Below are 14,013 nucleotides of genomic sequence, written 5' to 3' on the forward strand. Positions count from 1 at the left end.
ATGCCATTTTGTTCGCGAATCCGGTGCTCTCAGATCATTTGGTTCTGTAAGCAGTATTCATCGGGTATGTCTGAACACTCGTATGACAAGGAATCCGAAATCACACAAGGAGATGACTCAGATGCCTGGAATCAGAAAAACAACACACCTCACTGCGCTCGCCCTGGCCATTGCCGGCGCCAGTGCCAACGCGGAACTTCGCACCGAAACGGTCACCTATGAAGTGGATGGCCAGACCTTTAGCGGCTACATGGCCTGGGATGATGAGGACGAGGGCAAACGGCCCGGCGTTCTGGTGGTTCACGAATGGTGGGGCCATAATGCCTTCGCCCGTGAGCAGGCAGAAAAACTGGCCGCGGCAGGCTACACAGCCTTTGCCCTGGACATGTACGGTGACGGCAAGCTGGCTGAGCACCCGGATACCGCCCAGGAGTTCATGCAGGAAGCCACCAAAAACATGGATCAGGTGAAAGCCCGTTTCATGAAGGCCAAAGAGCTGCTGCAGAACCACGAAAGCGTGGATGCCGGCCGTATCGCCGCCCAGGGTTACTGTTTCGGCGGAGCCGTAGTATTGAACATGGCTCGGCTTGGCGTTGATCTGGCGGGGGTGGTCAGCTACCACGGGGCACTGGCCAGCCCGATTCAGGCAGAGGCCGGCAAGGTAAAAGCCAAAGTGCAGGTTTACACCGGTGGCGCCGACCCGATGGTGCCTTCAGAGCAGGTGGCAGGATTGGTTCGGGAGATGCAGAACGCCGAAGTGGACCTGACGCTGGTGAGTTTCCCCGGGGTTACCCACTCTTTCACCAACCCTGGCGCAGACAAGGTTGCCGAACAGTTCGGGATGCCCATCGCTTACGATGAAACGGCCGCTGCCCGGTCCTGGAACGGCACCATGCAATTCTACAGTGAGATTTTCGCTCGCTGACCCGGTCGGGCCGGGTTAACGGCCCGAAATGCCAACAAAAAAGGCAGCCGAGGCTGCCTTTTTCTTGGTTATTGCTGAATCCCGTGGGGATTACAGAGCAACAACGTTCTCCGCCTGAGGACCTTTCTGGCCCTGAGTTACGGTGAACTCGACCTGCTGGCCTTCGGCCAGGGTCTTGAAACCAGAGCCCTGAATGGCGCTGTAGTGAACAAATACGTCCGGGCCGCCTTCACGAGTGATAAAGCCAAAGCCTTTTGCTTCGTTGAAGAACTTAACAGTACCGGTAGTAGTAGACATACTTAAACTTCCTGAAATCAATCATATTATCTGCTGCCACACACCTTCATGGTATTGGTCAGCGTTTGACGGAAAAACTGAACTCGCGGAATCAAAAACAGGACGGTCACTACTAACTGCGGAGGTACGTCTTATTCATGAACTGCTTGGCTAATCTTTCCTACACGAACCACTCTACTCTGGAATTCCCGGCTTGCCAAGGGGCTTTTCAATAATTTATGTAGGTAGTCATACCCAGTTCCGGTGGCGCCCACGTACCGTTCAGCCCTTGATCAGACTGAAGGTATAAAAGCCCAGGGCAGTCATAAGAATAGACCCCACCACATGGGCGATAATGCCGGTGAGTGCCATGGCCCACTTGCCTTCCTGCAGCGCACCGAACATTTCCAGCGAGAAGGTCGAGAAGGTGGTCAGCGCACCACACAACCCGGTGATGGCAAACAAACGCCATTCCGGCGCCAGGGCGTTACTCTGGGTAAAAAAGCCAATCAACAAGCCAACCAGCCAGCCGCCACTGAGATTGGCCACCAGAGTGCCCCAGGGTACCGCGTGGTAACTGGCATTCAGCCATAAGCCGAGTGCCCAACGCAGGTTGGCGCCGATCACGGCGCCAACGCTGACTGCAACCACTGAGAGCCACATCTCATCCTGCTCCGTCAGGCCGGGTTGTGGTCAATCAGGGTGTCCTTGTTGCGGGCAAACTCATCAAACGGGAAATCGTCCACGGTGAGCATCTCCAGCACCACCTGCTCATACTGGCGCATGAAATCTGCTTCTTCCTTGGTGTAGATGCCCGCTTCCAGAGCCGCTTCAAAGCGCTCTTCCGGGTGCAATGCCGTCATCGGCAGTTCACCCTTGGCATAGGCCTTGGTGGCTTTGCGGTACAGCTGCTCGGCCTTGTCGTAATCCTTGAGCAGACCGTTGTAGCGGGCTACCGGATTTTCCACGGTGCCTTCGCCGTCGGTGGTCCAGGCACCCGCCATCAGCTTGTTGCGGATGGGCGTATCGGTAGAGATCGCCCGCGCCAGCTTGCGTGCCAGATCATCATGAGGCGCATCCCAACGACATCCCAGCGGCAAGGTTACCGCCCGCAGGGCCAGGGCCACCGGACGATTCGGCAGGTTCTGCAGGAACTCATCCAGGGCCTGTTCAGTACGGTGTAGCAAAAATGCCAGGCTGTACTGCATCAGTTCTTTCTCGCCTTCCACTGGCTGGGTCTCATGCCAGTTTTTCAGCACCATGGATGCCAGGTAGAGATTAGACAGCATGTCGCCGAGACGGGCGGAGATCAACTCACGCATTTTCAGCTCACCACCCAGGGTGGTCATGGCGGCATCGGCACACAGCCCGAAGGCGGAGCTGAACCGTGCCAGGGCCTGAGCATACTTGCGCGAAGCGCTGTCAAACGGCACATCGGCCTTGCCGACGCCCAGGGCCTGGGTGAACGCACGGGCGGCGTTACCAAAGATCAGGCCGGCATGGCCAAAGAACGCCTCATCGAACGCCTTGATGTCGTCATTATCCTTGGCTGCCAGCTCTTTCAGAACGTACGGATGGCAACGGATCGCACCCTGCCCGAAGATCATCAGGCTGCGGGTCATAATGTTGGCACCCTCAACGGTGATTGATACCGCCGCACCGCTGAAACCAATCCCCAGATAGTTACGGGGGCCGAGGGTAACCGTTTTACCACCGTGAACATCCATGGCGTCGGTCAGGATTTCACGCTGGAACTCGGTCAGGTGGTACTTGAGGATCGCCGACGGCACCGCCGGTTTTTCGCCCCGGTCGATCATGTTGGCGGTGTGGTTCACCGCCGACTGGGCAATGTAGGTTTTCGCAGCGATACGGGCCAGGGGCGCCTGCACACCTTCCATATCCGCCACCGGCGTATTGAACTGACGGCGAATGCGGCTGAAACCGCCAGCCGTGCCCACGGAGTACGCGGCCGCACCAGCCGCACCAGACGGCAGGGTGATACAACGGCCGACAGACAGACACTCAACCAGCATACGCCAGCCCTGGCCGGCCATTTCCTGGCCACCGATGATGTAATCCAGCGGGATAAACACGTCTTTGCCCTTGATCGGTCCGTTCATGAACGGAGTACCAATGGGGCAGTGGCGACGACCGATTTCCATGCCGTCGGTGTCCCGGGGAATCAGCGCACAGGTAATGCCATAGTCTTTGGTGTCACCCAGCAGACCGTCCGGGTCAAACATTCGGAACGCCAGACCCACCACGGTGGCCACCGGCGCCAGGGTAATCCAGCGTTTCTCGAAGTTCAGGCGGATGCCCAGCACTTCCTTGCCATCCACTTTCTGTTTGCAGACGATGCCGGTATCCGGCAGCGACGTTGCATCCGAGCCTGCCCGCGGGCCGGTGAGGCCAAAGCAAGGCACTTCACGGCCATCGGCAAGGCGCGGCAAATAGTAGTTTTTCTGTTCTTCGGTGCCGTATTTGACCAGCAACTCGCCGGGGCCGAGGGAATTGGGAACACCTACGGTCACCATCAGCATTTCGTTGGCAGCCAGCTTCTGCAGCACGGCGGTTTGGGCTTTCGCCGAAAACTCCAGGCCACCGTATTCCTTCGGAATGATCATGCCGAAGAACTTCTCTTTCTTGAGGAAGTCCCACAACTCTTTCGGCAGGTCAGCCCGTTCCACCGCCAGATCCCAGGCGTTGCACATGGAAATCGCCTGGGTACATTGATTATCAACGAATGCCTGTTCTTCGTCGCTCAACCCGGTATGACGGTTGATCAGCAGGTTGTGCCAGTCCGGGCGGCCGGTAAACAGCTCGCCGTCCCAGCCGACGGTGCCGGCTTCCAGCGCCACCTTTTCTGTTTCCGAGACCTTGGGCGCCACCTTCTTGAACATGGCGAACACCCGCGGGGTAAGCCAGTTGATCCGGAACTGCGGCAGCCCCGCCATCGCGGTAATGGCCGCACCGACAAATAACACCAGCGCGAGCCAGCCAGAGCCCGAGAAAAGGGCGATCACACCCACCACCGCCATAACACCAATAGCAGGCTTTGCACCGGATTCGCGGCGCAATACAAACAGCAGGCCGCCCAGTGCGATCAGAAACAGTATCAACGTCATCACAGGTTCTCTCTGTCTTCCGTGGATTGGAGTCTTTGGACAATAACCAAAGCCTTATAACACTTCGTTACGTTCAACTTACTCTATCAGATGCCATGTTGCCAGATAACGCCCGCAACTCAGCCAGTTAGTCCACTTCAGGAGGTAACAATCACCCGAATACCTTCCAGCGCAAGACTGGCGTGGCCCACCGCTTCCCGGGCAGCATCCAGCTGGTCGCGCAGATAATCGATTTCTTCACTGCGAATGGCCGGGTTTACCCGCTGTAATGCTTCCAGCCGGCGCACCTCGGGAACAAAGCCCGCCTCAACCTGCGCCAGGGCTTGCGCCTGCAGCCGTGCCAGATGCGGCTCTGCCAGTCGCTCAACGTGGTCCACCATGGTTTCCACCTCGGCCCGGATCTTTGGCACGATGGCCTGTGCCGTGCGCCGGCGAATGTTGGAGCACAGCTCATTCAGGCGATCATGAGGTAACGCGTTGGACAGGTCCCGGCCATTCACATCCACCACCAGGCGCAGCGGCGAAACCGGCAGATAGCGGGTCAACTGTAAGGACTCCGGCGCCGGGCAGTGTACGGCAAACAGGGCCTCCAGCAGCAGGGTGCCGGGCGGCAGTGCCTTCACGGACAGATTGGCCAGCGCCGCTTTGCCCAGGCCCGAGCTGGTGACAGAATCCATCACGCCGGTCACCATCGGGTGCTCCCAGCTCATGAACGCCATATCTTCCCGCTGCAGGGCCTGTTCACGCTCCCAGGTGACGGTCAGGCCGTCCTCCGGCAGCTCGGCAACATGGCCAGCCTGGTATTGTTCGCCAGGCTTGAGCACATCGGCATGCTCGCTGTGATCTTCTATATCCACACCCAGAATATCGAACGCCTGCACCATGTAATCACGGACCTGGGCCGAGCTTTCCTCCTGCTCGATACTGGCAATCAAGGCTTCGGCTTCATCCCGGCGGCAGGAGTTGAGCTCAATCAGGGCATCCCGGCCGTTGTGCAGCAGGGTTTTCAGCCGCGCAGTTTCCTCGGCACTGCTTGCCAGCATGGGTTCAAGGGCGGCGTCATCGCCGTCCAGGGCCTTCTGCCACTCGTCACCCACCTGGTCGTGAACCGCCACACCGACGGCACAACTCTCGGCAAAGGCGTTCAGCCCTTCCTGGAACCAGCGGTACTGTACTTCCTGGCTGGTGCCCTGCAGGTAGGGTATGTGAATCCGGATGGCCTCGGTCTGGCCGATGCGGTCCAGCCGGCCAATCCGCTGTTCCAGCAGGTCCGCGTTGGCGGGCAAATCAAACAGCACCAGGTGGTGGGCAAACTGGAAGTTACGGCCCTCACTGCCGATTTCCGAACAGATCAGCGCCTGGGCGCCCTGCTCGCTGTCGGCAAAATAGGCGGCGGCACGATCCCGCTCCAGCAGGCTCAGGTGCTCATGGAAGGCGGCACTGCGAATGCCGGCCCGCAACTGCAGGTAATGCTCAAGCGCCATGGCCGTATCAGCCCGGGCGCAGATCACCACCACTTTGGCCGGGCGCAGGCTGGCAAGTTTTTTCTCCAGCCAGGCCACTCGCGGATCGTCCGCCAGCCATTGCTCTTCCGGCGCCGTCTGTTCAGGCGCCAGGCCAACATCACCGTAGCGACAATCATCGTAAAGAGCAGGACACGGCAGGGGTTCCGGCAGCGGCTGGCGCTCCGGGAAGCCCTGAATCGCTGCCCGGGTGTTGCGGAACAGCACCCGGCCGGTGCCATGGCGGTCCAGCAACGCATCAATCACCGCCTGGTGGGCGCCATCTCGGGCCAGAAGTTCCTCCAGCTCATCACCCAACCAGCCAGCAAGGGCGATTTTATCTTCCGGATCAATTCGGTCCGGAGTTTCAAGCAGCCGGCGCACCACTTTGTTGATGACCTCGTATTGCTGTTCCTCCTCCCGGAACGCGTCCAGGGAGTGGAACCGTGCCGGGTCCAGCAAGCGCAAACGGGCGAAATGACTGGCCACACCCACCTGTTCCGGCGTAGCGGTCAGCAGCAACAGGCCTTTGCTGGCCTCAGACAGGCTTTCAACCAGCTGATATTCCGGGCTGGCCTGTTCCGGCGACCAGGCCAGGTGGTGGGCTTCGTCCACCACCATCAGGTCCCAACCCGCCGCCAGGGCATGGTCACGGGCCTGTTCGCTCTGCACCAGAAAATCGAGACTGCACAACACCAGCTGGTCCGCCTCGAACGGGTTGACGCTGTCGTCGTCGCCGAAGATGTGGTTTACCAGGGCGTCTACATCGTCTTCCTGGGCTTTGATGTCGTCGTAGCGGCTCTGGTCCACTATCGAGAAGCGCAGATTGAAGCGGCGCAGCATCTCCACCAGCCACTGGTGAATCAGTGAATCCGGCACCACAATCAGTGCCCTTCGGGCCCGGCCGGTGTGCAGCTGATAGTGCAGGATCAGGCCAGCCTCAATGGTTTTGCCCAAACCCACCTCATCGGCCAGTAACACTCTGGGGGCATGGCGGCGCGCCACTTCGTGGGCAATGTATAGCTGGTGAGGCAAATGCTGGGTACGGGCGCCAATCAACCCCTGGGCCGGCGAAGCTCTGAGCCGATCGAGATGCTGGAGCGTGGAGACCCGTAACCGGAAGGCACCGTTACGGTCAAACTGACCGGCGAACAGGCGCTGGTGCGGTGCCGAAAAATTGACCGAACCGGCCAGCTTTACCTCGGAGATCTGCTGGATATTTTCGCCATCATCGGCGTGGTACATCAGAACACCGTGGAGATCCTCAACGGCGCGAACAATGTAACGCTCGCCGTCGTAGGTCTCTATCTCCTCACCCAGCTGATAGACAATGCGCGACAAAGGCGCATTATCGATGGCGTAGGTGCGCTCTTCATCGGCCGCCGGAAACCCCAGGGTAACTCTGCGCCCCGAGATGTCGGTAACGATACCCAAACCCAAAGCGGTATCGCTGTGGCTCACCCAACGCTGACCGATGACAAATTCCGATGTTTCCAAGAAACCTCCGCAAGCAAATTACTGTTGATTCGATGTATTTTCCCGCACCCAGTAGGCGGTTGCTCCGCACACCGCAGCCGGCACCACCACCAGATTAAGCACCGGCACCATGGCCGCCAGGGCCACCGGCAAGCCGAAACCCAGTGCTGACAGCCGCTGGGCCGCAAGATCCCGGCGCAGACGGGCAAAACTGACTTTATGGTTGTCCGCCGGATAATCCACGTACTGCAACGCCATCATCCAGCTGTTGAACAGGAACCAGAGTAAGGCCGCCACCAGGTTGACGACCGGAATCAGGCCTATGATGAACAGGCCCAGGGCGCGGGGAAGGTAATAGGCGATCTTTTGGACCTCGCGCCAGAGAATTCGTGGGGTATCCTTCAGCAGCGCCGCCCAGCCTTCGTCCGGATTGACTTCCTGGCCGGTCAGATGCTTTTCGGTAAGTTCGGCCAGATAACCGTAGAACGGCGAGCCGATAAGATTGGCAACAATCACGAAACCGTAGGCCAGCATCAGCAGAATCACCACGCCGTAAAGTAACCAGAACAGCCAGTCCAGTGCCTGCAACCAGGCCCAATCCGGCAGCCAGGCCATGGCCCCGGCGATCAAGACCGAAAACAGCTCCGCCATGAAATAGAACATCAAACCAAACAGGAGGATGTTGATCACAAGGGGAATGATGACAAACAGGCGCAGGCCCGGCAGGCGGATCAGCCTGAAACCTTCACCCAGATAACCCAGTCCTCTGAAAAAGTTACCCTTGAGCATCGCTGATGATCCTCCGCTGCCATGACAAAAACGGGGCGCAAAGCATATCATGTCAGGATCGTTCCCACAGCCTGCAACCACACCCGGATGACTTGATGCTCCCATTTCAGCAAACCGTCTCTACCCTTCTGCGCATGCGCCGGCTCTGGCAGGCAGTCTTGCTGATCTCGGTGGCCGCCATCCTGTACCTGGCCACAACCAGCTCCAGCTACCCCATCCCTGCAGCCGCCAACGACAAGGTCAACCACATTATTGCGTTTATCGAATTGACCATTGTCACCCGGCTGGCCTGGCCTCGCTTGAGTGCGTTCTGGTACGCCCCTGCCCTGCTGGGCTTCGGCCTGGCGCTCGAAGCGGTCCAGGCCAACCTCCCCTATCGGGATTTTTCCATGGCCGATGTTCTGGCGGATGCCCTGGGCATCGCGATCGGCATGCTGCCGTGGCCGGGCATCCGCAATGCCGGTGAAGTGGATTTGAGAAATTCGCCCGACTCTGTGTGAGACATTTCCTACAAGCATGTAAGAACATGTAGCCGCGTAGCGTGCGCAGACGCGAGCGCTCACCCAGGAATTCAATATATCTTAATGATTTTTAACAAAAAATATTGATGACCGCAGTTTCGTGTTCAACAAATCGTGCACAGTTCACACGTCTGTAAAGGTGGGATTGGTATGATGTTCAACGTCAAGGATGACAGGGAAAAGGACGACGCACCGGACGCACCCCTGCATGGATTGTGGGGAGAGGCAAGGACACAGGGACGCCTCGCTTAAGGGATAACGAATTGGATGGCTGGCTCGGACGCCGGCACCAGGGAACGGACGCAAGGACTGGCAACAAGGCAGTTGCCCACCGCGCACGGAGGCGCCAACCTGTTCCGAATCTGAACTGCTCAGGATGGCGGTTCAGTACCTGCGAAGGGCAGCCCGAGGGTTGCCCTTTATTTTTTCCATCACGCCCCACTGCTTGCTGCTACAGCCTGCCCCGCGCAAGATAAATGCGCACCTTGTTGAACTCCTCGAATTCATTCAGATCCGGCCAGGTTCTAGCCTCAATCACTGCCTGCTTGTCATAGGCCGGATTGGCCAGATTCCTGATTCTGGAGTCTGCCAGCAACACCTGTTCAGCGGACGCGCGAAAGGCCTCCAGCAGCGGCCGGTTTTCCGGGTCGTACAGCACATCAGCCGCGGTGATCAGGTCCAAGTGCCCGGGCCGCTGCGCCCAGTCCGCACACAGCTCCACCTGCACGCCGTTCAACTCAGCGTTGGCTGCAGCAGCATCCAGCGCTGCCGGATCAATATCGCAGGCAATGGCTCTGGCCGCACCCGCCCGTGCAGCAGCCAACGCTACCACGCCGGAGCCGGAGCCAAAATCCAGCACGGTTTTGCCTGCCACCAGCGTCGGGTGGTCCAGAATCCACTGGGCCAACACCTGGCCACTGGCCCAGCAAAACGACCAATAGGCCGGCTCCGCCACCACGGCCTGGGCCTCGTCATGACTTAGTGGCCCCTCAAGCACAGACGGGTCAAACAGGTAGAGCGGTATCTCCGGGCAGCCGGCCGGCGCCGATTGGGCCACCCGGCCGCGACTAAGGGTTTTGCGCAGGTGCAGATTGAGTGTTTCCGGATTCATCACTGGTCCTTTCAGGCCGTTTCCGAGGCGGCATTGTACCCTTTGGCCGGGATATCAACAGTCCGGTATACTGCCGCCTCACTCTGAGTAACAGCGATTCATGGAAATGGCCAGCAGACCCGACACCGATGACTACCTCAACCTGTTCCTGAACGACATCCCGTTAATGGATGTGCGGGCACCGGTGGAGTTTGCCAAAGGCAGTTTTCCCTGTGCTGAAAATGCACCGCTAATGAACGATGAAGAACGGCACCGGGTGGGTATCTGCTACAAGGAGAAAGGTCAGGACGAAGCCATCAAACTGGGCCATCAACTGGTCTCAGGCGACATCAAGGCGCAGCGTATAGAAGCCTGGAACCGCTTCATCGCCAGACACCCCGAGGGATACCTTTTCTGCTTTCGTGGCGGGCTACGCTCACGGCTTACCCAGCAATGGATCAAAGACTCAGGCATTGACTACCCCCTGGTGAAGGGTGGCTACAAGGCGCTTCGGCGTTTCCTGATCGACAGCCTGGACCAACTGATTGCCAACGGTGATTACCGGATTCTCAGCGGCCGCACCGGCACTGGCAAAACCCGCGTCCTGCTTGACCTGCCCAATCCGGTCGACCTTGAAGGACTGGCCAACCACAGAGGCTCCAGTTTTGGCCGACAGGTTACGCCGCAACCTTCCCAGATAGACTTCGAGAACCGTGTGGCGGTTGCCATGCTGAAGGCGCATCACCTGACCGGCGGCTTGATCTACCTGGAAGATGAAAGCCGACTGATTGGCCGCTGCGCCCTGCCTGAGTCCCTGCGGGCACGAATGGCGGAATCGCCGTTGATGATTCTGGAACAACCCATGGAAGAGCGGGTTGCGATCATTCGCGCCGACTACGTAGAGGCCATGCTGCAGGACTACATTTCAAGAGACGGTGAAGAGGCCGGTTGGCTCAACTTCCGGGATTACCTGCTCAGCGCCCTGGACCGGATACGCAGGCGCCTGGGTGGTGAACGCTACCAGCAGCTCCGAGACCTGATGACCCAGGCCCTCGACCAGCAACAGGCGACCGGCACCCTGGACCGCCACCATGCCTGGATCGAAACCCTGCTCAACGACTACTACGACCCGATGTACGACTACCAGCTCAGCCAGAAACAGGGGCGGATTCTTGTACGCGGCAATCCGGAAACCATTCGCGACTACGCCAGAAACCACCACAAGCTCCTGAAATAAAGCGATTACAACATCTCCGCGCAATGCAGGTTTAATCCATTTGTGCTCTATACTGCGTAGAGTCAGATTCCCTTGCGGCAATCGATTGTCCAGGCAGTTACACCTCAAAAAACACTAACGAACAAGGAGCTCCCCTATGGAAGACCTCTTCAGTGCCGACGGGCAGGCTACCCAATGGATGGATCAGGCAGTCGCCCTGACCATGGCCTATGCCCCCAAGGTGTTGCTGGCCATCATAACCCTGATCGTGGGTATGTGGCTGATCAACCGTTTTGTTTCGGTTCTTGACAAGAAACTGGGCCAAAAAGACCCCACCCTGAACAAATTCCTGTGCGGCCTGATTGGCGCCGTGCTCAAGATCATGCTGCTGATTTCGGTCGCCTCCATGATCGGCATTGCCACCACGTCGTTCATCGCGGTTATCGGTGCCGCCGGCCTGGCCATCGGCCTGGCGCTGCAAGGCAGTCTCGCCAACTTTGCCGGTGGTGTACTGATCCTGATCTTCAAGCCCTTCAAGGTGGGCGACACCATTGAAGCCCAAGGCTACCTTGGCGCCGTGGCGGAAATCCAGATTCTCTACACCGTGGTAAACACCTTCGACAACCGCCGTATCGTCATCCCTAATGGCAGCCTGTCCAACGCAACGCTGGTTAACGTCAGCATCTATAACAAACGCCGCTGCGACATGACCTTCGGCATTCACTATGACGACGACATCGACAAGGCCAAAGCCATTCTTCAACGCCTGTTTGACGAAGATGAGCGCTCACTGAAAGACCCGGCACCGCGAATCTGTGTTGGCGCCCTCGGTGACAGCTCTGTCGACCTCATGTTCCGTGCCTGGGTTGCCACTGACGACCTCTGGCCATACTACTGGGACATGCAGGAGAAAGTGAAAAAGGCCTTTGACGCAGAAGGTATCACCATTCCGTTCCCTCAGCGCGATGTACACATGTACAAGGCCGAATGACGCGAACGGTTACACACAAATACAGATGGATACTCGCAAACAGCTCAACCTGGGCTAAGCTGACGGTAAGAAGGGGCGCCCGCCCCTCTTGCCATCGGGGCCAGGCCCGGGAAGGCGGATGGCTCCACAACACCGACCATGCTGTCAGGAGGTTGTGACTATGCCGGTGAAGCAGTTAACAGAGTTCCTGGACGAGGCAGGTGTGGAATACATGTGCCTCTCCCATCCCCCTGCCTTCACGGCCCAGCAGCTGGCCCACCACGTCAAGATCGCCGGCGACCGGGTTGTTAAAACCGTCATCATCGAACTCGATGGCAAAATGGCCATGCTGGTGATGCCTGCTACCTGGCGGGTGCGCTGGGATCGGCTCTCCCGGGTGCTGGACACCGATTTCGTGGATCTTGCCGACGAACAGGAATTCCAGGACCGGTTTCCCGAGTGCGAGGTGGGCGCCATGCCACCGTTCGGCAACCTGTTCGGCATGACGGTCTATTGCGCCGAAGTGCTGACGGAGCAGCCGGAACTGGCCTTCGCCGCCGGCACCCACACCGAATCCATTCACATGAAAACCGCAGACTTCCTGCAACTGGTTCACCCCATGGTGATCAACCAGGGCTTCACCCGACCAGGCGCCCAGAAACCGGCCTGGCTGACGAAAGGCCGTCAACGGCCGGAAACCACTGAGGAAAAGACCGTCTCCAGACTCGCGGGGTACTGAAACCCGGCGGATTGATCCCGGTCGCTTGTCTGGCCCGTGGCATCGCGTAAACTGATGCCATCAGACAGGAACCGGATATGAACCAAGCATTTGACATCATCATCGTTGGCGCCGGCATGGTCGGCGCCGCCCTTGCCAATGGCCTTGGCCAGCAGGGCATCAAGGTCGGCCTGATTGACAAGGCCGAGCCCTCGGACTTTGACGCGGATGCCAGCCCCGATATCCGGGTATCAGCGCTCAGTGCCGGCAGCGAGCGCTATCTGCAAAGCCTGGGCGCCTGGCCCCGCATTCAGGCCATGCGCGCCACGCCCTATCGCCGCCTGGCCGTGTGGGACGAGACCCCGCACCCACTCAGCCGCCTGCTGCCCGGCTCGTTGACCGAAGTGGAATTCAACGCAACCGATCTCGGCGCAGGCCATCTGGGCCATATCGTCGAAAACAGCATCACCCAGAACGCCCTGTGGCAAACCTTACAGGACGAACCCGACGTCACGCTGATTACCGGCCAGGGGCTCAAGGCACTGACACAGAATGCCGAGCGTGCAACGATAACCCTGGACGATGGTACAGAACTGAGCGCCCAACTGATTGTCGGGGCGGACGGCGCCATGTCCAGAGTGCGGGAACTGGCCGGCATTGGCGTGACCCGCGACCAGTACGAACAACAAGCCATGGTGATTTCGGTCCGCTACCTGGGCCAGCCCGAGGACATTACCTGGCAGGGCTTTTACCCCAGCGGCCCCAGAGCCTTCCTGCCGTTACACAGTGCAGGTAAGCAACACCCCGGCGAAACCTGGGGATCACTGGTGTGGTACGACAGCCCGGCAAGGCTCGCTGAGCTAAAGGCCATGGACAACGGCGCCCTCATGGCGGAAATTCACAGGGCTTTCCCGGCACGCCTGCCGCCGCTGACCCACATCGACGCCAAAGCCAGTTTCCCCATCGCCCGCCAGCACGCCAAGCACTATGTCCAGAACCGCGTGGTGCTGGCCGGCGACTCCGCCCACACCATCAACCCCCTGGCCGGCCAGGGGGTGAACCTGGGCTTTCAGGACGCCCAATGCCTGCAGGGCCTGCTGAAAGAAGCCCGACGCAGCAGCGATGACCTGGCCAGCCAGCACTGGCTGGCGCTATACGAACAGCAACGCCGGCCCGCCAACCGCCGCATGATGCTGGCCATGGACCTGTTCTACCATCTGTTCAGCAACGCCATCCCGCCGGTACACCTGGCCCGCAACCTGGGGCTTGGCGCTGCCCGCGCTTTGCCCTTCGCCCGCAACGGTGTAGCCCGCTACGCCATGGGCCTGGATGAAGAGCTGCCGGCCGTGGTCAGGCAGATCACTTCCCGGATTCCGGGTCTGAATCAGCTTTAACACCGAACAAC

At 59.1% G+C, this 14,013-nt stretch carries 12 protein-coding genes; 6 read left to right on the forward strand and 6 right to left on the reverse strand.

The genetic code is table 11. From position 1 onward, the window contains the following. Positions 1 to 121: 121 nt before the first annotated feature. The gene (locus tag QUE75_RS18090) at positions 122 to 925 is read left to right on the forward strand and encodes a dienelactone hydrolase family protein (RefSeq protein WP_286252256.1); all 804 of its coding nucleotides are present in this window, start codon (positions 122 to 124) and stop codon (positions 923 to 925) included. Between the two features lie 90 nt (positions 926 to 1,015). On the opposite strand, the gene QUE75_RS18095 is transcribed toward QUE75_RS18090, so the two are convergent. The 5 genes from QUE75_RS18095 to cysZ form a co-directional block, all read right to left on the reverse strand. Beyond that, on the reverse strand, positions 1,016 to 1,222 hold the full coding sequence (locus QUE75_RS18095) for a cold-shock protein (RefSeq protein ID WP_008172950.1): 207 nt from the start codon (positions 1,220 to 1,222) through the stop codon (positions 1,016 to 1,018). A gap of 261 nt (positions 1,223 to 1,483) precedes the next feature. Further along, positions 1,484 to 1,864, reverse strand: a complete 381-nt coding sequence (gene crcB / locus QUE75_RS18100) for a fluoride efflux transporter CrcB (protein WP_061330859.1) — start codon at positions 1,862 to 1,864, stop codon at positions 1,484 to 1,486. Between the two features lie 14 nt (positions 1,865 to 1,878). Then, positions 1,879 to 4,326 carry an acyl-CoA dehydrogenase gene (locus QUE75_RS18105; RefSeq protein WP_286252266.1) on the reverse strand — a complete coding sequence of 816 codons (2,448 nt, stop codon included), beginning with the start codon at positions 4,324 to 4,326 and terminating at the stop codon, positions 1,879 to 1,881. 137 nt (positions 4,327 to 4,463) lie between these two features. Continuing rightward, entirely contained in the window at positions 4,464 to 7,325 is a 2,862-nt protein-coding gene (gene rapA, locus QUE75_RS18110) for an RNA polymerase-associated protein RapA (RefSeq protein WP_286252267.1), read from the reverse strand. A gap of 18 nt (positions 7,326 to 7,343) precedes the next feature. After that, the gene (gene cysZ, locus QUE75_RS18115; RefSeq protein WP_106694004.1) at positions 7,344 to 8,093 is read right to left on the reverse strand and encodes a sulfate transporter CysZ; all 750 of its coding nucleotides are present in this window, start codon (positions 8,091 to 8,093) and stop codon (positions 7,344 to 7,346) included. 95 nt (positions 8,094 to 8,188) lie between these two features. On the opposite strand from cysZ, the gene QUE75_RS18120 reads away from it, so the two are divergent. Continuing rightward, a complete protein-coding gene (locus QUE75_RS18120; RefSeq protein ID WP_152439286.1) occupies positions 8,189 to 8,593 on the forward strand; it encodes a VanZ family protein in 405 nt (134 codons plus the stop codon). A gap of 472 nt (positions 8,594 to 9,065) precedes the next feature. On the opposite strand, the gene QUE75_RS18125 is transcribed toward QUE75_RS18120, so the two are convergent. Next, positions 9,066 to 9,725 carry a class I SAM-dependent methyltransferase gene (locus QUE75_RS18125; RefSeq protein WP_286252268.1) on the reverse strand — a complete coding sequence of 220 codons (660 nt, stop codon included), beginning with the start codon at positions 9,723 to 9,725 and terminating at the stop codon, positions 9,066 to 9,068. 106 nt (positions 9,726 to 9,831) lie between these two features. Between QUE75_RS18125 and mnmH the strand changes: the two genes are divergently transcribed. From mnmH to QUE75_RS18145, 4 genes are all read left to right on the forward strand, one after another. After that, positions 9,832 to 10,941: a tRNA 2-selenouridine(34) synthase MnmH gene (gene mnmH, locus QUE75_RS18130; protein WP_061330949.1), complete on the forward strand. Its 1,110-nt coding sequence runs from the start codon at positions 9,832 to 9,834 to the stop codon at positions 10,939 to 10,941. 136 nt (positions 10,942 to 11,077) lie between these two features. After that, the gene (locus QUE75_RS18135; protein WP_286252270.1) at positions 11,078 to 11,911 is read left to right on the forward strand and encodes a mechanosensitive ion channel family protein; all 834 of its coding nucleotides are present in this window, start codon (positions 11,078 to 11,080) and stop codon (positions 11,909 to 11,911) included. A gap of 160 nt (positions 11,912 to 12,071) precedes the next feature. Then, complete coding sequence (locus QUE75_RS18140) at positions 12,072 to 12,629, forward strand: aminoacyl-tRNA deacylase (RefSeq protein WP_072676099.1); 558 nt, start codon at positions 12,072 to 12,074, stop codon at positions 12,627 to 12,629. Between the two features lie 77 nt (positions 12,630 to 12,706). After that, entirely contained in the window at positions 12,707 to 14,002 is a 1,296-nt protein-coding gene (locus QUE75_RS18145) for an FAD-dependent monooxygenase (protein WP_286252272.1), read from the forward strand. The last annotated feature ends 11 nt before the right edge of the window (positions 14,003 to 14,013 follow it).

The organism is Marinobacter shengliensis (genome assembly GCF_030297115.1).
In the GTDB taxonomy this organism is placed as follows: domain Bacteria; phylum Pseudomonadota; class Gammaproteobacteria; order Pseudomonadales; family Oleiphilaceae; genus Marinobacter; species Marinobacter shengliensis.